This window comes from Streptomyces yunnanensis, from assembly GCF_029011865.1.
Taxonomy (GTDB): Bacteria; Actinomycetota; Actinomycetes; order Streptomycetales; family Streptomycetaceae; genus Streptomyces; species Streptomyces yunnanensis.
The window spans coordinates 6687277-6709049 of record NZ_CP095749.1 but is presented as its reverse complement, the minus strand read 5'-3'; the positions used below and the strand labels follow the sequence as shown (position 1 = coordinate 6709049).

General features: G+C 72.6%; 15 protein-coding genes and 1 pseudogene. 7 read left to right on the top strand and 9 right to left on the bottom strand.

Annotation, left to right across the window (positions count from 1 at the left end):
* Nucleotides 1–109 precede the first annotated feature (109 nt).
* Nucleotides 110–955 carry a helix-turn-helix domain-containing protein gene (locus MOV08_RS29255; protein ID WP_275309495.1) on the top strand — a complete coding sequence of 282 codons (846 nt, stop codon included), beginning with the start codon at nucleotides 110–112 and terminating at the stop codon, nucleotides 953–955.
* A complete protein-coding gene (locus tag MOV08_RS29250) occupies nucleotides 952–1203 on the top strand; it encodes a DUF397 domain-containing protein (protein WP_275309494.1) in 252 nt (83 codons plus the stop codon). The genes MOV08_RS29255 and MOV08_RS29250 overlap by 4 nt, the downstream gene beginning before the upstream one ends.
* Here MOV08_RS29250 and MOV08_RS29245 read toward each other — a convergent pair.
* The 5 genes and pseudogenes from MOV08_RS29245 to MOV08_RS29225 form a co-directional block, all read right to left on the bottom strand.
* A pseudogene (locus MOV08_RS29245) lies at nucleotides 1175–2217 on the bottom strand (LacI family DNA-binding transcriptional regulator). The gene MOV08_RS29250 and the pseudogene MOV08_RS29245 overlap by 29 nt on opposite strands.
* Nucleotides 2214–3878, bottom strand: a complete 1665-nt coding sequence (locus MOV08_RS29240; RefSeq protein WP_275309493.1) for a glycoside hydrolase family 13 protein — start codon at nucleotides 3876–3878, stop codon at nucleotides 2214–2216. Before MOV08_RS29240 ends, MOV08_RS29245 begins: the two are co-directional and overlap by 4 nt.
* 1 nt (nucleotide 3879) lies before the next feature.
* Entirely contained in the window at nucleotides 3880–4716 is an 837-nt protein-coding gene (locus tag MOV08_RS29235; protein WP_073447852.1) for a sugar ABC transporter permease, read from the bottom strand.
* Between the two features lie 2 nt (nucleotides 4717–4718).
* Nucleotides 4719–5654, bottom strand: coding sequence for a carbohydrate ABC transporter permease (locus tag MOV08_RS29230; RefSeq protein WP_420834225.1), 936 nt, complete (start codon nucleotides 5652–5654; stop codon nucleotides 4719–4721).
* Entirely contained in the window at nucleotides 5651–6925 is a 1275-nt protein-coding gene (locus MOV08_RS29225) for an extracellular solute-binding protein (protein WP_275309492.1), read from the bottom strand. The genes MOV08_RS29230 and MOV08_RS29225 overlap by 4 nt, the downstream gene beginning before the upstream one ends.
* A gap of 222 nt (nucleotides 6926–7147) precedes the next feature.
* Here MOV08_RS29225 and MOV08_RS29220 point away from each other — a divergent pair, with 222 nt between their 5' ends.
* The 3 genes from MOV08_RS29220 (at nucleotide 7148) to MOV08_RS29210 (ending at nucleotide 10848) form a co-directional block, all read left to right on the top strand.
* Nucleotides 7148–8797: a glycoside hydrolase family 13 protein gene (locus MOV08_RS29220; protein ID WP_275309491.1), complete on the top strand. Its 1650-nt coding sequence runs from the start codon at nucleotides 7148–7150 to the stop codon at nucleotides 8795–8797.
* Nucleotides 8798–8821: 24 nt separating this feature from the next.
* On the top strand, nucleotides 8822–9895 hold the full coding sequence (locus tag MOV08_RS29215) for a LacI family DNA-binding transcriptional regulator (protein WP_275309490.1): 1074 nt from the start codon (nucleotides 8822–8824) through the stop codon (nucleotides 9893–9895).
* A gap of 95 nt (nucleotides 9896–9990) precedes the next feature.
* On the top strand, nucleotides 9991–10848 hold the full coding sequence (locus MOV08_RS29210) for a phosphatase PAP2 family protein (RefSeq protein WP_275309489.1): 858 nt from the start codon (nucleotides 9991–9993) through the stop codon (nucleotides 10846–10848).
* A gap of 97 nt (nucleotides 10849–10945) precedes the next feature.
* Here the strand turns inward: MOV08_RS29210 and MOV08_RS29205 are convergent, their stop codons facing one another.
* From MOV08_RS29205 to MOV08_RS29190, 4 genes are all read right to left on the bottom strand, one after another.
* On the bottom strand, nucleotides 10946–13969 hold the full coding sequence (locus MOV08_RS29205) for a bifunctional [glutamine synthetase] adenylyltransferase/[glutamine synthetase]-adenylyl-L-tyrosine phosphorylase (RefSeq protein ID WP_275309488.1): 3024 nt from the start codon (nucleotides 13967–13969) through the stop codon (nucleotides 10946–10948).
* 52 nt (nucleotides 13970–14021) lie between these two features.
* Complete coding sequence (glnA, locus tag MOV08_RS29200) at nucleotides 14022–15383, bottom strand: type I glutamate--ammonia ligase (protein ID WP_039637122.1); 1362 nt, start codon at nucleotides 15381–15383, stop codon at nucleotides 14022–14024.
* A gap of 311 nt (nucleotides 15384–15694) precedes the next feature.
* Nucleotides 15695–16546 (bottom strand): alpha/beta fold hydrolase, encoded by an 852-nt coding sequence (locus tag MOV08_RS29195; protein ID WP_275309487.1) that lies wholly within the window; start codon nucleotides 16544–16546, stop codon nucleotides 15695–15697.
* Nucleotides 16543–17286 carry a DUF998 domain-containing protein gene (locus MOV08_RS29190; protein WP_275309486.1) on the bottom strand — a complete coding sequence of 248 codons (744 nt, stop codon included), beginning with the start codon at nucleotides 17284–17286 and terminating at the stop codon, nucleotides 16543–16545. The genes MOV08_RS29195 and MOV08_RS29190 overlap by 4 nt, the downstream gene beginning before the upstream one ends.
* Nucleotides 17287–17671: 385 nt before the next feature.
* Between MOV08_RS29190 and MOV08_RS29185 the strand changes: the two genes are divergently transcribed.
* Both MOV08_RS29185 and MOV08_RS29180 read left to right on the top strand, forming a co-directional pair.
* Nucleotides 17672–19822, top strand: a complete 2151-nt coding sequence (locus MOV08_RS29185; protein WP_275309485.1) for a multicopper oxidase domain-containing protein — start codon at nucleotides 17672–17674, stop codon at nucleotides 19820–19822.
* Between the two features lie 176 nt (nucleotides 19823–19998).
* Nucleotides 19999–21753 carry an NAD+ synthase gene (locus MOV08_RS29180; RefSeq protein ID WP_275309484.1) on the top strand — a complete coding sequence of 585 codons (1755 nt, stop codon included), beginning with the start codon at nucleotides 19999–20001 and terminating at the stop codon, nucleotides 21751–21753.
* The last annotated feature ends 20 nt before the right edge of the window (nucleotides 21754–21773 follow it).

The following is a 21773-nucleotide window of genomic DNA, read 5'->3' as shown; positions in this document are numbered from 1 at the left end:
CGTACTTCGGAACCTGTACGAGTGCAGTACGTGGACGGGTCGGGTAACGGGTCGTGACCATGGGTGACTTGCGGGGTCGTCAGCACCAATGACATCGGGAGTACCCGACATGGAAGACAGCAGCAGCACCGACGCCTACGACGGCGGCAAGCCCGAGCCCTCCGGCAGTCTGCGGACCTTCGGTGCCGTCTATCAAGGGTTCCGCGAGAACGCGGGACTCACCCAGGAGGCCCTGGCGCCGGTGCTCCGGTACTCGGCGCACTACATCGGCTCCGTCGAGCAGGGCCGACGCCTCCCCTCGAAGAAGTTCATCGACCGCTCGGAGGAGGTGCTGGGCGCGAACGGCGTGCTGCGCAAGGCGGCGAAGCGGCTGTCGAAGCAGCCGGGGCTGGCGCGGTGGTTCCGGGAGTGGGCGGAGCTGGAGAAGCAGGCGATCAATCTCTACACCTACGAATGCCGCCTGGTTCCTGGGCTTTTACAGTCGGAGCCGTACGCGCGGACGCTGTTCGAGAACCGCGTCCCGCTGCTGTCCGAGGAGGAGGTCGAGACGCAGGTGGCCGCCCGTCTGGAGCGGCAGAAACTGCTGCGGGACCGGCCGAACACGACCTTCAGCTTCGTCATCGACGAGCATGTCCTCAGGCGCCCGACCGGCGGGGCGGACACCGTCCGGGGAGCGATCGACCACGTCTTGGAGTGCATGACGCTCCGGAACGTGGAAGTGCAGGTGATGCCGCTGGAGCGGGGGGTCCACCCCGGGTTGGACGGACCGATGCGGTTGCTTGAGACGCCGGACAACCAGTGGTTCGGCTACTGCGAAGGCCAGGAAAGCAGCCAGTTCATCACCGACCCACAGACGATCAGCGTCCTCTACATGCGCTATGCGAAACTGCTTTCACAGGCTCTCACCCCCGAAGACTCCGGGAGCCTGCTGAAGCAGATCCGAGGAGCGCTATGAGCACCCCCGAACTGACCTGGTTCAAGAGCAGCTACAGCGGCAGCTCGGGCGACGACTGCGTAGAAGTCGCCCTCTCCTGGCGCAAGTCGAGCTACAGCAGCGGTAGCTCCGGCGACTGCATAGAAATCGCCGCCTGCCCCACCACCGTCCACATCCGGGACTCCAAGGACAAGGACGGGCCCCGGCTCGCGGTGCCGGCGGCCGGCTGGGCGGCGTTCGTCACGTACGCCGCCGCCCAGGGCCGGTAGAACCCCGTACGACCAGTTCCGGCTGGAAGACGAACTCCGTGCGCTGGACGGGGTTCCCCTGGATCTCCTCGATCAGCGCGCCCACCGCGGCGGTCGCCATCGCCTGCACCGGCTGCCGGATGGTGGTCAGCGGCGGGGCGGTGAAGGCGATCAGCGGGGAGTCGTCGAAGCCGACGACGGAGAGCTCGCCGGGGACGTCGATCCCCCGCTGCCGGGCCGCGCGCACCACGCCCAGCGCCATCAGGTCGCTGCCGCAGACGATGCCCGTACAGCCGTCGTCGAGCAGGGCGGCGGCCGCGGCGTGGCCGCCCTCGACGCTGAACAGGGTGTGCTGGACGAGTCGTTCGGCCTGCCCCTCCGCAGGCCGAACGACTCCGTAAGGGCCGCCGTGAAGCCCTCCGCCTTGTGGCGGGAGGGCACGTAGCGGGCCGGGCCGACGGCCAGCCCGATGCGCTCGTGGCCCAGTTCGACGAGGTGGCGCACGGCCATCCGGGCCGCGGCGTGGTCGTCGGGCGAGACACAGGGCGCGTCGACCCGGTCGTTGTAGCCGTTGATCAGGACGTAGGGCACGCCCCGGGAGGTCAGGCGGGTGTAGCGGGAGGGGTCGGCGGCGGTGTCGGCGTGCAGCCCGGACAGGAAGACGATGCCGGTGACGCCGCGCTCCTCCAACTGCTCGACGAGCTCGTCCTCGGTGGCTCCGCCCGGCATCTGGGTGCACAGGACCGGTGTGTAGCCCTGTCCCGCCAGGCACTGCTCGATGACCTGGGCGAAGGCCGGGAAGATCGGGTTGGTCAGCTCCGGGATGACCAGGCCGACCAGGCCGGCGCTGCGCCGCCGCAGCCGGACCGGGCGTTCGTAGCCGAGGACGTCGAGCGCGGCGAGCACCCGCTGACGGGTGCCCGCCGCCACGCCCGCCCGGCCGTTGAGGACACGGCTGGCGGTCGCCTCGCTGACCTCCGCCTGGGCGGCGATGTCGGAGAGGCGCGGGGTGGGCCGGGGTGCCGGACGGGTCACTCCGCCCACCAGATCGTGGTGTCCGCGGGAATCTCCCGCACCGGCGCGGCGGACGGCCCGGTCGGCGTGGGGCCGGTGAACGGAGCCCGGGAGGAGAGCAGTCGGCGGACGGGCGGCAGTGGCAGCCGCACGGCCTCCGCCGTGGTGTTCACCGTGCAGATCAGCCCGCCGGGGCGGCGGAAGGCCAGCACGCCCTCGGGGGCGGGCAGCCACTCGACCGCGTCCCCCGCGCCGAGGCCGGGGTGGGACCGGCGCACCGCCAGTGCGCTGCGGTACAGCTCCAGGGTGGAGTGCGGGTCGCCGGTCTGGGCCTGGACGGTGAGCGTCGCCCAGTCGTCGGGCTGGGGCAGCCAGGTGTCGCCGGCGCCGAAGCCGTACGGCGGTTCCGTGCCGCTCCACGGGAGCGGTACGCGGCAGCCGTCGCGGAGGCCGTCCTGGCCGCTGTCGCGGAAGAAGGACGGGTCCTGGCGGACCTCGTCGGGCAGCTCGGTGACCTCGGGCAGGCCGAGTTCCTCGCCTTGGTAGAGGTAGGCGGAGCCGGGCAGCGCCAGCATCAGCAGGGTGGCGGCGCGGGCCCGGTCCAGGCCGCCGCCGAGGCGGGTGCGGTGGCGCACGACGTCGTGGTTGGACAGGACCCAGGTGGCCGGTGCGCCGACGGCGCCCAGGGCGGAGAGGGAGGCGTCGACGGCGGCGCGCAGCGCGCCTGCGTCCCAATCGGTGTTCAGATAGTGGAAGTTGAAGCCCTGGTGGAGTTCGTCGGGGCGGACGTAGCGGGCGAGGCGTTCGAGGGTGGGCGCCCAGGCTTCGGCGACGCCGATCCGCTCCCCCGGGTACTCGTCGAGGATCGCCCGCCAGGAGCGGTAGACGGCGTGCACGCCGTCCTGGTCGAAGAAGGGCAGGATCTGACTGCCGATCAGCCGGGCCTGTTCGCCGTGGCCGATGTCGGGCAGCCCGGGGGCCTTGACCATGCCGTGGGCGACGTCCACCCGGAAGCCGTCCACGCCCAGGTCCAGCCAGAAGCGCAGGATGGAGCGGAACTCGTCCTGGACGGCCGGGTGGTCCCAGTTGAAGTCGGGCTGTTCGGGGGCGAAGAGGTGCAGGTACCACTCGCCGTCGGGGAGGCGGGTCCAGGCGGGGCCGCCGAAGACGGACTCCCAGTCGTTGGGCGGGAGTTCGCCGTTGTCCCCGCGGCCCTTGCGGAAGTGGAAGCGCTCGCGCAGGACCGAGCCGGGCCCCTCGGCGACCGCGCGGCGGAACCACGCGTGCTGGTCGGAGCAGTGGTTGGGGACGATGTCGATGATGAGGCGAAGACCCTGGTCGTGGGCCTCGCGGATCACCGCCTCGGCGTCCCCGAGGGTGCCGAAGAGGGGGTCGGTGGCGCGGTAGTCGGCGACGTCGTAGCCGGCGTCGGCCTGCGGGGAGGCGTAGAAGGGGCTCAGCCAGACGGCGTCCACGCCCAGGTCGCGCAGGTGGGCGAGGCGCCCGCGGATACCGGGCAGGTCGCCCATGCCGTCGCCGTTGCCGTCGGCGAAGCTGCGCGGATAGATCTGGTAGATCACGGCGTCCCGCCACCACTCGGTGGCCGCCGCGGTGGAGGTGTCGCCGGGTCCGGGGCGCCCGTACGGGGCGGTGTCGGAGGGGGCGTCGGGCTGTCGGGTCATGTCATCCCTTGGTGGTGCCGGCGGTCAGTCCGGCGACGAGGTGGCGCTGGGCGAAGGCGAAGACGAGCGCGGCCGGCACGGCGATGATCACGGCGGCGGCGGTCATCGAACCCCAGTCGTTGCTGTACTGGTTGACGAAGGTCTGGAGCCCGCCGGCGAGGGTGAGGTTGTCCTCGCCGGTCATGAAGGCGGAGGCGTAGGCGACCTCGGCCCAGGCCGTGACGAAGGTGTAGAAGCCGGTGACGGCCAGGCCGGGGCGGGCGAGCGGGAGGACCAGTCGCCAGAAGGTGCCGAAGGGGGTGAGGCCGTCCACCCGGCCCGCTTCGTCGATCTCCACCGGGATGGTGTCGAAGAAGCCCTTCATCATCCAGGCGCAGAACGGGACGGCGATGGTGAGGTAGGTGAGGACCAGGCCGAGCGGCTGGTTGAGCAGGCCGAGGGAGGCGAGCAGGTTGTACAGCGGCACGATCAGCACCGCGACCGGGAACATCTGGGTGATCAGCAGCAGCCACAGCAGCGGGCGCATGCCGGGGAAGCGGAAGCGGCTGACGGCGTAGCCGGTGGTGGCGGCGGTGAAGACCCCGATGACGGTGGTCAGGGCGACGACGACCACGGAGTTGCCGAACCAGGTGAGGAAGGAGGTGCCGGTCAGGACGTGGGTGTAGTTGTCGAGGGTGAAGTGGGTGACGAGGCTGGTGGTGAAGGCGTCGTTCTTGGGTTTGAAGGAGGTCACCAGCAGCCACAGCGGCGGGAAGACCGCGACGACGGCGGCGAGCACCAGGGCCAGGTGCAGTCCGACCGAGGCCGACCAGTGCCGTTCGGAGCGTGTGCGCGCCATGGTCACCACACCTCTCCCTGCTTGCGCAGCGCCCGGCGGTAGCCGACGGCGACGAGGGCGAGGACGGCGAGGATGACCATGCCCCAGGTCGCGGAGGCGGAGAAGTTGCGGGGGCTGTCCACGAAGGAGAGGCGGTAGGCGTAGGTCACCAGGATCTCGGTGGCGTCGCCGGGTCCGCCCCTGGTGAGCAGGAAGATCACCGGGAACATGTTGAACGTCCAGATGGTGGAGAGCAGGATCACGGTGCCGCTGACCGCGCGCAGACCGGGCACGGTGATGTGGCGGAAGCGCTGCCAGGCGCCGGCGCCGTCCATCTCGGCGGCCTCGTAGAGCTCGCCGGGGATGGACTGAAGCCCGCCGAGCAGCGCGACGAGCATGAACGGCACGCCCAGCCAGACGTTGACCGCGATGACCGAGAGCTTGGCCCAGGTCGGGTCGTTGAGCCAGGGCACGGCGTCGAGGCCGCCGCCGGACAGCAGCTTGTTGAGGATGCCGTTCTTCTCGTTGTAGAGCATCCGCCAGGTGAAGACGGAGACGAAGGCGGGGATGGCCCAGGGCAGGATCAGCGCCAGGCGGTAGAAGGTGCGGCCGCGCATCCGGCGGTTGAGCAGGTTGGCCAGTGCGAGGGCGGTGAGGAAGGTGAGGGAGACACAGCCGACGGTCCACACCACGGTCCAGCCGAGGCGGTCCCAGAAGACGCCGTCGGCCAGCACCGCCCGGTAGTTGTCCAGGCCGGTGAAGTGGTAGGTGGCGGGGAGGTGGTTCATGCCGATCGAGCGCTCGACATTGGCCTCGTTGGCGTCGGTCAGGGAGAGGTAGACGCCGCGGACGAGGGGTATCCCGATGATGACGCCGATGACGAGGACGACCGGGGCCACCATCGTCCAGGCGTACCAGTGGGTGCCGAACGCCCGGCGGATCCGGGCGGTGAGCGTCACGTGTAGTCCTTGAGCAGCTTCCGGTAGGCGTCCCCGACGGCCTTGGCGGCCTGCTCGGGCGTGGCGGCGCCGGTGAGCACCTTGTTCATCTGGACCTTGAGCGGTTCGAAGAGGGAGTTGCCCTGGGCGATCCAGGGGCGCTGCACGGCGCCGTCGACGGCGGGCTTGAAGAACGCGACCATCTCGTTCTGCTTGACCGCCGGGACGTCGTAGACGGACTTGCGGGTGGGCAGCAGGCTGAGCTTGTCGGTGGTCTCCTGCTGGACCTTCGCCGAGCTCATGTACTTCACGAAGGCGTAGGCGGCCTGGAGGTTCTTGCTGCCGGCGTAGACGGAGAGGTCCCAGCCGCCCTGCGGGGAGCCCTGGGCGGTGCTGCCGCCGGGGACGGGGGCGACGCCGAGGTTGCCCTTGTCCTGGAACGCCTTGCCGGCGCGGGCGCCCTCGATGTCCCAGGGGCCGTCGATCGCCATCGCGACGGTGCCGTCCTTGAGGGCCTTGAGCTGGTTCTCCTGGCCGTCGGTGGCGTCGGTGACGGCGGCCTTGGAGTCCACCAGTTGCTTGATGGTGCGCAGCGCGCGGACGCCGGCGGCGCTGTCGATGGTGACCTTCTTGTGGGCCGCGTCGACCATGTCGCCGCCCTCGCCGTAGAGGTAGGGCAGGAACCAGTAGGGGTCGTCGCCGCGCAGGTAGAGGGCGGTGGCGCCGGTCTTCTCCTTGATCTTCCGGGCGGCGGCGGCGAGTTCGGTGACGTTCTTGGGGACGGCGACGCCGGCGTCCTGAAGGAGCTGCTTGTTGTAGAAGAGCGCGAGGGTGTCGATGACCTGCGGCGCGGCATAGGTCTTGCCGCCGAACCTGGTCGAGCCGACGGCCTGCGGGAGGTAGTCGCCGGTGTTGTCCAGGGCCGGGGTGCCGTCGAGCGGGGCGAGGTAGCCGAGGTTGGCGAAGTCGGCGACCCAGGCGACCTCGGTGCGCATCACGTCGGGGGCACCGGCGCCGCCGCCCGCGGCGTTCTTGAACTTGGCGTTGGCATCGCCGAAGGGGACGTTCACATAGGAGACGTGGACTTTGGGGTGCTCCTTCTGGAAACCCTCCGCAAGCTTCCGGTACGTGGCTTTCTCGGCGTCGTTGGAGGTGTCCCAGAAGGTAACGGTTCCGGACAGTTCACCTCCGGCCGCGCCGCCGCCGTCACCCCCGCTCCCGCATCCCGTCGCCGCCAGTGCCAGGCCCGCTACCAGCGCGGTGGCGAGAGCGCCACGTATGCCACGCCGCATGTGAACTCCTTAGGGAAAGCCTCGGTTGGCGGTCTGGAACGTAACAGCGCCGAAAACAAACCGAAAGATGTTGCGAGACTTTTCTGCAAGAATTCTGGAAGGAGTTGCGGTGCGCTGGCCGGAACGGAACCCCCCGAGCCCCTGGCGCACCGTCACCCGCCGCCCCTTGGAGCGTTGACTTCGTGGAAGCACCTTCGCCTCATGACCTGACAGGGACGGCAGATGACCCAGGAGCTCACTTCCCCCAGCCCCGCCCCCCAGGCCGCCGGATCCGACCGAGGCCAGGGATGGTGGCGCGACGCCGTCATCTACCAGGTCTACGTCCGGTCCTTCGCCGACAGCGACGGAGACGGCGTCGGCGATCTGCGCGGGGCGCGCGACCGGCTCCCCTACCTCAAGGACCTGGGCGTGGACGCCGTCTGGCTCACCCCGTTCTACGCCTCGCCGCAGGCCGACGGCGGGTACGACGTCGCCGACTACCGCGCCGTCGACCCGCTCTTCGGCAGCCTCCAGGACGCCGACGACCTGATCGGCACCGCGCACGCGCTGGGCCTGCGGGTGATCGTGGACATCGTCCCCAACCACACCTCCGACCGCCACCCCTGGTTCCAGGACCCGGACCTGGCCCGACAGCGCTACGTCTTCCGGCCCGGCAAGGGTGAGCACGGCGAACTGCCGCCCAACGACTGGGAGTCGGTCTTCGGCGGCCCCGCCTGGACCCGCACCGACCGCGGCGACTGGTACCTGCACCTCTTCGCGCCCGAACAGCCCGACCTGGACTGGGAGCGGCCCGAGGTGCACGAGGAGTTCGCCGCCATCCTGCGCTTCTGGCTGGACCTGGGCGTGGACGGGTTCCGCGTGGACGTCGCCCACGGCATGGTCAAGGCAGCCGGACTGCCCGACATCGGCCACGGCGAACAGGCCCGACTGATCGGCAGCCAGATCCTGCCCTTCTTCGACCAGGACGGCGTGCACGCCATCCACCGCGCCTGGCGCCGGCTGCTGGACGCCTACGGCGAGGCCAACGACAAGGAGGTGATCGGGGTCGCCGAGGCATGGGCGCCCACCGCCGAGCGGCTGGCCCTCTACGTCCGCCCGGACGAGCTCCACCAGGCGTTCAACTTCCAGTTCCTGACCACCCCGTGGGAGGCCGAGGCGCTGCGCGGGGTCATCGACTCCTCGCTGACCGCCACCGTGGCCGTCGGCGCGCCCACCACCTGGGTGCTCTCCAACCACGACGTCGTCCGGCACACCACCCGCCTCGGCGGCGGCCTGGACCGGGCCCGCGCCGCCACCCTGCTGATGCTGGCGCTGCCCGGCTCGGCCTACCTCTACCAGGGCGAGGAACTCGGCCTGCCCGAGGTCACCGACCTGCCCGCCGAGGTGCGTCAGGACCCGGCGTTCTTCCGCGGCCGGCTCGGCGGCGACGGGCAGGCGGCCGACGGCTGTTCCGGCGCCAGCGGCCAGGACGGCTTCCGGGACGGCTGCCGGGTGCCGCTGCCCTGGTCCGGCGAGCTGCCGCCGTACGGCTTCGGGCCGGGCGGCAGTTGGCTGCCGCAGCCCGCTGACTGGGGCCGGCTGAGCGTCGCGGCACAGGCCGGCGACCCGTCCTCGACCCTGGAGCTCTACCGCGACGCGCTGGAGCTGCGCCGCCGTCTGCCGGGCCTGGGCGACGGGGAGATGACGTGGCAGCCCGCCCCCGAGGGCGTGTTGGCGTTCCGCCGGCCCGGGGTGCTGTGCACCGTCAACACCCGCGGTCAGGACACCGAGATCCCGCTGCCCGGGGAACTGCTGCTCGGCACCGCGCCGGTGGCGGTCGGCGACGGGTCGGCGGTGCTGCCCGGGGACAGCTGCAGCTGGTGGGCAATCTGACATGCGACCGGTACAGTCCACGTCATGACCGCCCGGCTGGCCGATATCGCAGCACAGGCGGGTGTCAGCGAGGCCACCGTCAGCCGGGTTCTCAACGGGAAGCCCGGCGTCTCCGCCACCACCCGCCAGTCCGTGCTTGCCGCCCTCGACGTACTGGGCTACGAGCGACCGGTCCGCCTGCGGCGGCGCAGTGCGGGGCTGGTCGGGCTGATCACCCCGGAGCTGGAGAACCCGATCTTCCCGGCCTTCGCCCAGGTGATCGGGCAGGCCCTGACCCGCCAGGGCTACACCCCGGTGCTGGCCACCCAGACCCCGGGCGGCTCCACCGAGGACGAGCTCACCGAGATGCTGGTGGACCGCGGGGTGGCCGGCATCATCTTCGTCTCCGGACTGCACGCCGACACCTCCGCCGACATGGGGCGCTACGAGCAGCTGCGCGGCCAGGGCGTGCCCTTCGTCCTCATCAACGGCTTCTCCGACAAGGTGCGGGCGCCGTTCGTCTCCCCCGACGACCGGGCCGCGGTGGAGCTGGCGGTGACCCATCTCACCGCGCTGGGGCACCGGCGGATCGGGCTGGCGGTCGGGCCGAAGCGGTTCGTGCCGGTCCAGCGCAAGATCGAGGGGTTCCTCCGCTGCGCCCAGGAGCGGCTCGGCATGGACGCGGCGGAGGCGGAGCCGTTCGTCCAGCACTCGCTCTACACCCTGGAGGGCGGCCAGGCCGCGGCCGCCGCGCTGATCGAGCGGGGCGCGACGGCGATCGTGTGCGCCAGCGACATGATGGCGCTGGGAGCGATCCGGGCCGCCCGGCAGCGCGGGCTGGACGTGCCGCGGGAGATGTCCGTGGTGGGCTTCGACGACTCGCCGCTGATCGCGTTCACCGACCCGCCGCTGACGACGATCCGGCAGCCCGTCCAGGCCATGGGGCAGGCGGCGGTCCGGGCGCTGCTGGAGGAGATCGGGGGCACCCCGGCGCCGCCCAGCGAGTTCGTCTTCCACCCCGAGCTGGTGGTGCGGGGTTCGACCGCGTCGGCGCCGAAGGCGGCGCCCGGCGCGGCGAAGGTGCCCCGGCCGCTGCGGGCCTCCCGGGTCGTCCCCTAGGGGATTGCCCGTCCTCCTGAAGGTCGATATGAGGTGTCCCTCACCCGACCGGAGGATGATCGGCCGCGAAACCCTTTCTGGCAGACTGTCTGCCTATGGGTGATGCGCATGTGAGGACATTGGACGACCTGCAGGCCGCCCCGCCAGCCAGCGGGGAGCACACGAAGCGTCCGGTCGACAGGGGGCGACTGGCCCGGCTGCGGACCCCGCGCTCACCCCGTCTCTGGTTCGAGATCCTGCTGATCGCGGTCAGCTACTGGACCTACTCCATGATCCGCAACGCGGTGCCCGAGCAGAAGGACAAGGCGCTGCGGAACGCCGACTGGATCTGGCAGGCCGAGCACGCCCTGGGCATCGCCGTCGAGCACACCGTCAACCACGCCGTGAACTCGGTGACCTGGTTGATCGTCTCGATGAACTACTACTACGCGACGCTGCACTTCATCGTGACGATCGGGGTGCTGATCTGGCTCTACCGCTGGCATCCCGGGCGGTACGCGGCGGCCCGGCTCGCGCTCTTCGCGACCACCGGCGTCGCCCTGGTCGGCTACTACTTCTACCCGCTCGCGCCGCCCCGGCTGATGCCGGACGGCGGCTTCGTCGACACCGTCATCGAGCACGGCACCTGGGGCTCCATGGCGTCCGGGAACCTCGCGTCGATGTCCAACCAGTACGCCGCGATGCCGTCGATGCACATCGGCTGGTCGCTGTGGTGCGGCATCACCATCGCGCTGCTGGCGAAGCCGGTGTGGGCCAAGGCGCTGGGGCTGCTCTACCCGGCCACGACGCTGACGGTGATCGTCTCCACCGCCAACCACTTCTGGCTGGACGCGCTGGGCGGGGTGCTGTGCCTGGCGTTCGGCTACGCGCTGGCCTGCGCGTGGTACGGGCGGCTGCCGCACCGGCTGGCGCGGTACGTGGGGGCGGCCGAGCTCGGCCCCCTCAAGGCGTGACCCTCCGCAAGGCGTGACCTCGCGCGGGGCGTGACCCCGTGTACGGTGCGGCGGCGGCCCCGGGCGGACCGTGGGCCGGCCCGGGGCGCCGGTGGGGTCAGGCCCCGTAGAACAGTTCCTCGACGACGGCCCGGGCCCGGCGGGTGATCCGCCGGTAGTCGTCGACCATCTCGCCGACGTGCCCCTCCTCGTAGCCGAGGTAGCGGCCGACCGCCGCCAGCTCCCGGCCGTCCGCCGGGAAGGTGTCGCCGGGCCGGCCGCGCACCAGCATCACCGCGTTGCGCACCCGCGCCGCCAGCACCCACGCCTCGTCCAGCGTCCGGGCCTCGTCGGTGCCGATCAGCCCGGCGGCGTGCGCGGCGGCCAGCGCGTCCCGGGTGCGGGTGGTGCGCAGTCCGGGCAGCTCCCAGCCGTGCCGCATCTGGAACAGCTGGACCGTCCACTCCACGTCGCTCAGCCCGCCGCGGCCCAGCTTGGCGTGGGTGGTCGGGTCCGCGCCGCGGGGCAGCCGCTCGGACTCCATCCGCGCCTTGAGCCGGCGGATCTCGCGGACCGCGTCCTCGCCCAGCCCCTCGGCCGGGTAGCGCAGCGGGTCGATCAGCTCGACGAACCGCTGCCCCAGCTCCGCGTCGCCGGCCACCGGCTCGGCGCGCAGCAGCGCCTGCGCCTCCCACACCAGCGACCAGCGCCGGTAGTACGCCGCGTACGAGGCGAGGGTGCGCACCAGCGGGCCCGACCGGCCCTCCGGGCGCAGGTCCGCGTCGATCGGCAGCGGCGGGTCGGAGGAGGGGAGCTGGAGCAGCCGGCGCATCTCGTTGGCGACCGCGTGGGCGGCCTTGGCGGCCTCCTGCTCGTCGGCGCCCTCGCGCGGCTCGTGGACGAACAGCACGTCGGCGTCCGAGCCGTAGCTCAGCTCGTGGCCGCCGAAGCGGCCCATGCCGATCACCGTGAACCGGGTGGGCAGGGTGTCGCCCCAGTGCTCGCGGACCGCGGCCCGCAGGGCGCCGGCCAGGGTCGCGGCGTTGACGTCGGAGACCGCCGAGCCGACCGCGTCGACGGCGTGGCCGTGGTCGGTCTCGGCGGGGCTGGACTCGGTGCCGTACGCGCCGATGATGTCCGCCGCCGCGGTCCGGAACAGCTCCCGGCGGCGCACCCCGCGGGCCACCGCCACCGCCGCCTCGGCGCCCTCCGCGCGGCCGACCGCGGCCAGCACCTCCTGCTCCAGGGCGGCCCGGCCGCGCGGCTGGAGCCCGTCGGCGGCGCCCAGCAGGGCCACCGCCTCGGGGGCGCGCAGCAGCAGGTCGGGGGCGAGCCGGCCGGCCGACAGCACCCGGGCGAGGTTCTCCGCCGCGGCGCCCTCGTCGCGCAGCAGCCGCAGGTACCAGGGGGTCTTGCCGAGCGCGTCGGAGACCTTGCGGAAGCCCAGCAGACCGGCGTCCGGGTCGGCGGAGTCCGCGAACCAGCCGAGCAGCACCGGCAGCAGCGTCCGCTGGATCGCCGCCTTGCGAGTCACCCCGGACGCCAGCGCCTCCAGGTGCCGCAGCGCGGCGACCGGGTCGGCGTAGCCGAGGGCCTCCAGGCGGTGCCCGGCGGCCTTCGCGGACAGCCGGGCCTCGCCCAGTTCGAGGTGGGCGACGGCGTCCAGCAGCGGCCGGTAGAAGAGCTTCTCGTGCAGTCGGCGCACCTCGCGGGCGTGCCACTTCCACTCCCGGCGCAGCGACTCGACCGGCTCGGTGCGCAGCCCCAACGACCGTGCCAGACGGCGGAGTTCGGACTCGTCCTCGGGCATCAGATGGGTGCGGCGCAGCCGGAACAGCTGGATCCGGTGCTCCAGGGTGCGCAGGAAGCGGTAGGCGGCGTCGAGCGCGGCGGCGTCCTGGCGGCCCACGTAGCCGCCGGCCGCGAGCGCCGCCAGGGCGTCCAGGGTGGTGGCGCTGCGCAGCGTGGCGTCGGTGCGGCCGTGCACCAACTGGAGGAGCTGGACGGCGAATTCGACGTCCCGCAGCCCGCCGGGGCCGAGCTTGAGCTCCCGGTCGACCTGGGCGGCGGGGATGTTCGCCACGACCCGGCGGCGCATCTGGCGGACGTCGGTGACGAAGTTCTCCCGCTCGGCGACGTCCCACACCATCGGCGACAGCGCATCGACGTACTCCTGGCCCAGCGCCAGGTCGCCGGCCATCGGGCGGGCCTTGAGCAGCGCCTGGAACTCCCAGGTCTTGGCCCACCGTTGGTAGTACGCGAGGTGGCTGGTCAGGGTGCGCACCAGCGGCCCGTTGCGGCCCTCGGGGCGCAGATTGGCGTCCACCGGCCAGATGGTGCCCTCGACGGTGCTGTCCGAGCACAGCCGCATCATCCGGGAGGCGAGCCGGGTCGCGGCCTGGAGCGCCTTGGCCTCCTCGGCGCCCTCCCGCGGCTCGGCGACGAAGATGACGTCCACGTCGGAGACGTAGTTCAGCTCCCGGCCGCCGCACTTGCCCATGCCGATGACCGCCAGCCGGCACTGCGCGGCGTCGCCGGGCTGTTCCTCATAGGCGATCTCCAGGGCGGCGCGGACGGTGGCGGTGGCCAGGTCGGCGAGCTCCGCCGCGGCCTCCGCGACGTCGGTGGTGCCGCACACGTCGCGGGCCGCGATGCCCAGCAGGCTGCGGCGGTAGGCGGCGCGCAGGGCGTCCGCCCGCGGCCGGTCGGCGCCCCGCTCGCCCCAGACGCCGTCGGCGAGCGCCTGCTCGAACTCCGGTGTGGTCGGGTGCAGATCGACCGACTCGTAGGTGACCAGCGACCGCCAGTCCCCCGGGTGCCGGACCAGGTGGTCGCCGAGCGCCTCGGACGCGCCGAGGACGCCCAGCAGCCGGTCGCGCAGCGGTTTGGCGGCGGCGACGGTGGCCAGCAGCTCCTGCCGCTCCGCCGGCGACAGCGCCTCCACCAGCCGCACCAGGCCGCGCAGCGCCAGGTCGGGGTCGGGGGTGGCGCCCAGCGCCTCCAGGAGCACCGAGTCGTCGCGTACGGGGGCGAGTTCGGGGGCGTCGAGCAGCGTGCCGGCCGCCGAAGGATCGGTGAAACCGTGCCTCAGCAGCCGGGTGAAGGTGCTGCTCCGCCGTCCCTGCGGAGCGGGTAGTGCCATGGGGCGGCCTCTCGGTGGCGGGTCGGCTCGGACACAGGGGCTGGTCCAGGCCCTACAGCACCGGCAGCATCTTCCGCAGCTCGAAGGCGGTGACCTCGGAGCGGTACTCCTCCCACTCCTGCTTCTTGTTGCGCAGGAAGAAGTCGAAGACGTGCTCGCCGAGGGTCTCGGCGACCAGTTCGCTGCGCTCCATCAGCTCGATGGCCTCGCCGAGGTTCTGCGGCAGCGGCTCGATGCCCATCGCCCGGCGCTCGGAGTCGGACAGCGCCCACACGTCGTCGTCGGCGCCGGCCGGGAGTTCGTAGCCCTGCTCGATGCCCTTCAGGCCGGCCGCGAGCAGGACGGCGTAGGCCAGGTAGGGGTTGGCGCCGGAGTCGACCGAGCGGACCTCGACGCGGGTGGAGCCCATCTTGCCGGGCTTGTACATCGGGACGCGGATGAGGGCGGAGCGATTGTTGTGGCCCCAGCAGATGTACGAGGGGGCCTCGCCGCCGGCGCCCGCGGTGCGGTTGGCGCCGCCCCAGATGCGCTTGTAGGAGTTGACCCACTGGTTGGTGACGGCGGAGATCTCGCCGGCGTGCTTGAGCAGGCCGGCGATGAAGGAGCGTCCCACCTTGGAGAGCTGGTACTCCGAGCCCGACTCGTGGAAGGCGTTGCGGTCGCCCTCGAAGAGGGAGAGGTGGGTGTGCATGCCCGAGCCCGGGAACTCGGAGAACGGCTTGGGCATGAAGGTGGCCTGCACGCCCTGTTCCAGCGCGACCTGCTTCATCACCAGCCGGAAGGTCATGATGTTGTCGGCGGTGGAGAGCGCGTCGGCGTAGCGCAGGTCGATCTCCTGCTGGCCGGGGGCGCCCTCGTGGTGGCTGAACTCCACCGAGATGCCCATCGACTCCAGCATGGTGATCGCCTGGCGGCGGAAGTCCATCCCGACGTTCTGCGGGGTGTGGTCGAAGTAGCCGGAGGAGTCGCCGGGGATCGGCCGGGAGCCGTCCACGGGCTTGTCCTTGAGCAGGAAGAACTCGATCTCGGGGTGGGTGTAGAAGGTGAAGCCGAGGTCGGAGGTCTTGGCCAGGATCCGCTTGAGGACGAACCGCGGGTCGGCGTACGAGGGCGAGCCGTCCGGCATCAGGATGTCGCAGAACATCCGGGCGGTGCCCGGGGCCTCGGCGCGCCACGGCAGGATCTGGAAGGTTCCCGGGTCCGGCTTGGCGATCATGTCGGACTCGTAGACCCGGGCGAAGCCCTCGATGGCCGAGCCGTCGAAGCCGATGCCCTCGTCGAACGCCTGCTCAAGCTCGGCCGGGGCCACCGCCACCGACTTCAGGAATCCCAGGACGTCGGTGAACCACAGCCGGACGAAGCGAATGTCGCGCTCTTCCAACGTCCGGAGCACAAACTCCTGCTGCTTGTCCATGGTTCACCAATCCTTGCAGGTCATTTGGCCTGTCCACGCGCGGGGATCATCGCGTTCCGGCCCACCAGTATCACGTCAGGGGGTTACCGTCACATTACGCACCCTTGGCCTGAATCAGAACCGTCGACCCGTGACCCCCTTCTCGCTTGCTTCGGGCATCCTTCCCGCCGCGAACAGGGTCAGCTCCCGGTGGCGGGGGAATCGAGCGCCTTGGCCCAGTCTTGGACGCTCCGTAAGGCCCCGTTGACCCGGTATTGAGCGGTCCGTAGGGCGGCGTTCGGCCATTTCGCACCTGCCGTCACGGACGGCCCTCAGCGCAGCTCCAGCACCGCCCGCGCGACCGCCTCCGGCGCGTCCGCCATGACGAGGTGGCCGGCCGGGGCGGCGACCGTGCAGCGCCCGCCCAGCTCGGCGGCGAGCGCCCGCTGCCGCGCCAGCCAGCGCAGCTGGCGCGGTGACTCGCTGCCGTCGTAGGCGGCCAGGACGGTCACCGGGACGGCCGGCAGCGGGCGGTGCCGGCGCAGCTCCGCCAGGTCCGCGGCCTGGTAGGGGTAGCCGGCGTTCTCCAGGGCGCAGGCCCGCAGCACCCGGCTGGTGCGGTAGCCGGCCCGCTCCCAGTCCCCGCCGCCGTGGCGGCCCACCGTCCCGGCGCGGGTGAGCAGGCGGCGCGCGGCGGGGCCGAGGAGGTGCGGCAGCCCGGCGGCGGAGAGCACACCGGCCGCCCCGCGCGCCCAGGCCGCGCGGACCGCGCGCGGCAGCCGGGGCCGAGGGTCCTCCTCGACGCTGCCGTCGACGAGGACCAGTCCGTCGCACCGGTCGGGGTGCAGCCGGGCGAACGCCTCGACGTGGAAGCCGGCCATCGAGTGGCCGACGACGGTGGCCGGCGCCCGGTGGCCGAGGGCGTCCAGGAGGCCGGCGATCCGGTCGGCCTCGTCGGCGAGGTCCGGCGGTGCCGCGGCCGGGGCGCTCAGGCCCAGGCCGGGGCGGTCGAAGCGGACGACGGTGCGGTGCGGGACGAGCAGCGCGGCGACCGCGTCCCAGTCGAACCACGCCATCCCGAGGCCGGCGCTGAGCACCACGACCGGGCCGCTGCCCTCGCTCAGCACGTGCAGCGGCAGCCCGCCGACACGCACTATCCGACCGGGGGCGTTGTGGGGGTTCATGAGGCTCCTCGGGGCAGGTCCTGGGGCACGGCGGGGGCGCCGCGGCGGGCGCCGCGGGCCAGGCAGCCGGCGAGCACGGCGAGGTAGAGGGCGACCAGCAGCACCTGGAGGCGCTGGCCGACACCGAGCGCCCAGGTGTCCCGGCCCGCGGTGAGGACGGCGACCTCCGCCAGCGTCCAGACGGTGGCGAGGAGTTCGGCCAGCACCAGGGGCGGGCCCAGGCGGGCGAGCGCGGGCCAGTGGCCGTAGCGGCGGGCCGCGACGGTCAGCAGGACCAGCGCGGCGAGCGCGCCGAGCATGGCGAGCGTGCTGCTGACGGCGTGCGCGGTGTGGGTGGCCGGGACCAGTCCGGCGGTCTCCCGGGCGGCGCAGACCGGGTCGCTGGTGGGGGCGCAGCTCAGCGGCAGCCGGGAGTCCAGCACGGTGGCGGCGCCGAAGAGGGCCAGGGCGCACAGGCCGGCCACCGTCCAGGGCCGGCGCCGGGCGGCGGCGAGCGCGGTGAGCGCGCCGGCCAGCACCAGCAGCCCGGCGACCAGGTCGGTGGCGCGGAACAGGCCGCCCAGCGGCTGATCGGCGGCGGCCAGTTCGCTCACATACGCCCGTACCGGGTCCAGGCCCGTGGTGCTCACCAGTTCCAGCACCCAGGCGGTGTAGGCGAGCGCGCCGAGCAGCAGCAGGACGGCGGCGGCCCGCCCGGCGATGCCGGTACGGGCGTCTGCGGTGGAGCTGATCGGACTCACGGACTTCCTGGTGTTCGGGTGATCCCAACGGCGCGTCCGAAATGCCGGATATGCCGGGGGTGCGGGAAGACCAAGAATAGGCAGACGGTCCACCGTACGCGGCGAGCGCGGCGCGATGGGCCACCTCCGGGGTCGGTACCCCGGGAACAAGGGTGCGTCCGTACGCCACCGGCCGTCGAGAGGTCCGCGATGGGTGAACACCGCAAGGCCGCCGCCCGGCGCGACCACCGGCTGCACGGACCGTGGCCGATACCCCCGGGCCGCGGTGCCCACGGCGCTTCGCCGCTGGCCGCAGGCTCGGTCCGCACGAGCTGACCCCGGCCTCCCCACGGCCCCGCGCCGCCCCGCTCCCCCGCCCCCGACATCGCCACGAGGTGCTGACCCCATGGATTCCTTTCATACGCACTCCCGCCGCGCCGTGCTCGGCGCCGGTATCGCGGTCGCCGGCAGCGGTCTGCTCGCCACCTCCGCCGGCGCGTCCCCCGGCCCGCACGACCGTCGGCACGACGACCCCATCGCGCCCGGCCGCTACGTCGACCCGCACGGCCCGGAGGTCGCCGACGTCGAGGACCGGCGCCACTCCTCCGGGCGGGTGCGCCGGATGCACCTCGAAGCCCGGGAGACCCGGATCGACATCGGCAGCCGGACCGTCCCCACCTGGGCGTACGGCGACCGACTGCCGGGCGACGTGCTCCGGCTCACCGCGGGCGACACCCTGTCGATGACCTTCCTCAACCGCCTGCCGCAGTCCACCACGCTGCACTGGCACGGACTGTGGGTGCGCAACGACATGGACGGCGTCCCCGACGTCACCCAGCGCGCGATCCGGCCCGGCGACTCCTTCCACTACCGCTTCCGGGTCACCCAGCCCGGCACCTACTGGATGCACCCGCACGTCGGCGTCCAACAGGACCGCGGGCTCTACGCGCCGCTGATCGTCGACGACCCGCGGGAGCCGCTGGAGTACGACCACGAGTGGATCGTCGTCCTGGACGACTGGCTGGACGGGGTGGACGGCAGCAACCCGGACGCGGTGCTGAACGAGCTGAACCACGGCCGGGGCTCCATGCACGGCGGCGACCACGACGGACACGACTCCGATCACGGCGGGCACGACTCCGACCACGGACGCGACACGGACGAGGGGCACGGACGCGACGCGGACGGGGGGCACGGGCACGACGCGCACGACGCGCCCCGGCACCCGAACGACCACGGCAAGGGGCACGACGGCCAGGGGCCCGGCCACGACGGCCACGGCGCGGGCCACGGCAGGACCAACGGCACCAGCAAGAGCACCAGCAAGAGCACCAACCACGCCACCAGCCATGCCAGCAGTCATGCCAGCAGCCACGGCGGCAGCCACGAGACCGGCAGGACCGAGCACCACGTCCACAACGGCGACATCGGCAACGACGAACGGGTTCCCCGGACCCTGCCGATCCTCAAGGACCTGGGCCTCGACGGGATCCTCCCCAAGGTGGACCCCACGGGCGCGGGCAACCTGGGCCTGCACCTCGTCGACAAGAACCTGCGCAACATCGGCCTGGGCGGCCTGCCCCTGCACGGCATGACGGCCGCCACGGCCACGGCCGCGGGCGCCGCGGGCGCCGCGGCGATGGCCCGGGCGAGCCGTAGCGCCCCCCGCGGCACCCTCCGCGCCGGCGGCCCCGGGCCCCGGCGCGGCCACAACGGGCCCTCCCGCCTGCTGCCGGCCAACGCCCGCAGCAGCGTGCTGGGCGGCATGCCGGGCAGCGTGGACTACCCCTACCACCTCATCAACGGCCGTACGAAGGCCGACCCGGAGACCTTCCGCTGCCGGCCCGGCGACCGGATCCGGATCCGCTTCATCAACGCCGGCGGCGACACCGCCTACCGGGTGGCGCTCGGCGGCCACCGGATGACGGTGACGCACACCGACGGCAACCCGGTGGAGCACTTCCGCGCCGACCAGTTGCTCATCGGCATGGCCGAGCGCTACGACGTCCTGGTCACCGCCGGGTCCGGGGTCTTCCCGCTGGTCGCCGTCGCCGACGGCAAGGGCCGGAACAAGACCGCGCTGGCCCTGCTGCGCACCGGGAGCGGCCGGGCGCCGGAACCCTCGGTCCACCCCCGGGAGTTGGAGGGGCCGCTGACGACCGCGGACCGGCTCCGGGCGGCCGAGCGCGTGCGGTCCCGGCCCCGGCGGCCGGACCGCGTCCTGTCCATGAAGCTCACCGGCACCATGGAGCGCTTCGACTGGGCGATCAACGGGCGGACGTACGACCCGTCGCAGCGCTATCCGATCCGGGAGGGCGAGCTGGTGCGGCTGGTGTTCCGCAACCGGACCAAGATGTGGCACCCGATGCACCTGCACGGGCACAGCTTCACGCTCCCCGGCGGCGGGCCGCGCAAGGACACCACGATCATGCGGCCCGGCCAGCGCCTGGCGGTCGAGTTCGAGGCCGACAACCCGGGGCTGTGGATGCTGCACTGCCACAACATCTACCACTCGGAGTCGGGGATGATGACGCTCCTCGGCTACCAACGGGGATGACCGCGCGGCCCGGTGGGCCCGGTGTACTCCACCGGGCCCACCGGGCCGTCGCCTGGCCACCACCGGGCCGCCGCACGCCGAGTGACGTCGAGTAACACCGTTACAGAACCCGCCGCGCGCGGCCTCGTAGCGCCGCACACCCCCCATTGCGTCAGAAAGACGATTAGACTGGCGGGGTGCCTCAGCTTCGTCTCGCCCTCAATCAGATCGATTCCTGCGTCGGCGACATCGCCCGGAACGCCGAGACGATCGTGCACTGGACCCGGCACGCCGCCGGCCAGGGCGCGCATCTCGTCGCGTTCCCCGAGATGGCACTGACCGGCTACCCCGTCGAGGACCTCGCGCTGCGCCCGTCGTTCGTCGAGGCCAGCCGCGCCGCGCTGCCGGCGCTGGCCGCCCGGCTGGCCGCGGAGGGACTGGGCGACGTCCCGGTCGTCGTCGGCTACCTCGACCGCTGCCCGCAGGCGCTGCCCCGCTACGGCCGGCCGGCCGGCGCCCCGCAGAACGCGGCGGCGGTGCTGCACCGCGGCGCGGTCGCCCTCACCTTCGCCAAGCACCACCTGCCCAACTACGGCGTCTTCGACGAGTTCCGCTACTTCGTCCCCGGGGACACCCTGCCGGTCGTCCGGGTCCACGGCATCGACGTGGCGCTGGCCATCTGCGAGGACCTGTGGCAGGAGGGCGGCCGGGTGCCCGCCGCGCGCAGCGCCGGCGCCGGGCTGCTGCTGTCCCTCAACGCCTCGCCGTACGAGCGGGACAAGGACGACACCCGGCTGGAGCTGGTCCGCAAGCGGGCCCAGGAGGCCGGCTGCACCACCGCCTACCTCGCGATGATCGGCGGGCAGGACGAGTTGGTCTTCGACGGCGACTCGATCGTCGTCGACCGGGACGGCGGGGTGATCGCCCGGGCCCCGCAGTTCGCCGAGGGGTGCGTGCTGGTCGACCTGGAGCTGCCCGCCGCCGCGCCGCAGCCGCCGTCCGGGGAGCTGGACGACGGGCTGCGGGTGGACCACGTCGTGCTCTGTGCCGAACCCCTGCCGCCCTACCCGCCGCAGACCCTCGGCGGACAGGCCGAACGCCTCGGCGACCTGGAGGAGATCTACACCGCGCTGGTGGTCGGGCTGCGCGCCTACGTCGCCAAGAACGGCTTCCGCAGCGTGGTGCTGGGACTGTCCGGCGGGATCGACTCCGCGCTGGTCGCCGCGCTGGCCTGCGACGCGGTCGGCGCCGCGCAGGTGCACGCGATCGCGATGCCCTCGCGCTACTCCTCGGAGCACTCGATCGGCGACGCCGCCGAACTGGCCCGCCGCACCGGACTGCACTTCCGCACGGTGCCGATCGGCCCGATGTTCGACGCGTACATGGAGGCGCTGGGGGTGACCGGGCTGGCCGAGGAGAACCTCCAGTCCCGGCTGCGCGGCACGACCCTGATGGCGCTGTCCAACCAGGAGGGGCACCTGGTGCTCGCGCCGGGCAACAAGTCCGAGCTGGCGTGCGGCTATTCGACGCTCTACGGCGACTCGGTCGGCGGCTACGGCCCGATCAAGGACGTCTACAAGACCGTCGTCTTCGAGCTGGCGCGCTGGCGCAACCGGGCCGCCGCCGAGCGCGGCCAGACCCCGCCGATCCCGGAGCACTCGATCAGCAAGCCGCCCAGCGCCGAGCTGCGGCCCGGCCAGGTCGACACCGACTCGCTGCCGGACTACGCGGTGCTGGACCGGATCCTGGAGCTGTACGTCGACCGCGACCGGGGCCGCGAGGAGATCGTGGCGCAGGGCTTCGAGGAGGCGCTGGTGACCCGGGTGCTGCGGATGGTGGACCACGCCGAGTACAAGCGCCGGCAGTACCCGCCGGGCACCAAGATCTCCGCGAAGGGCTTCGGCAAGGACCGGCGGCTGCCGATCACCAACCACTGGCGCGAGGGCGCCTGAGGCGGGCGCGGCGGACGGGC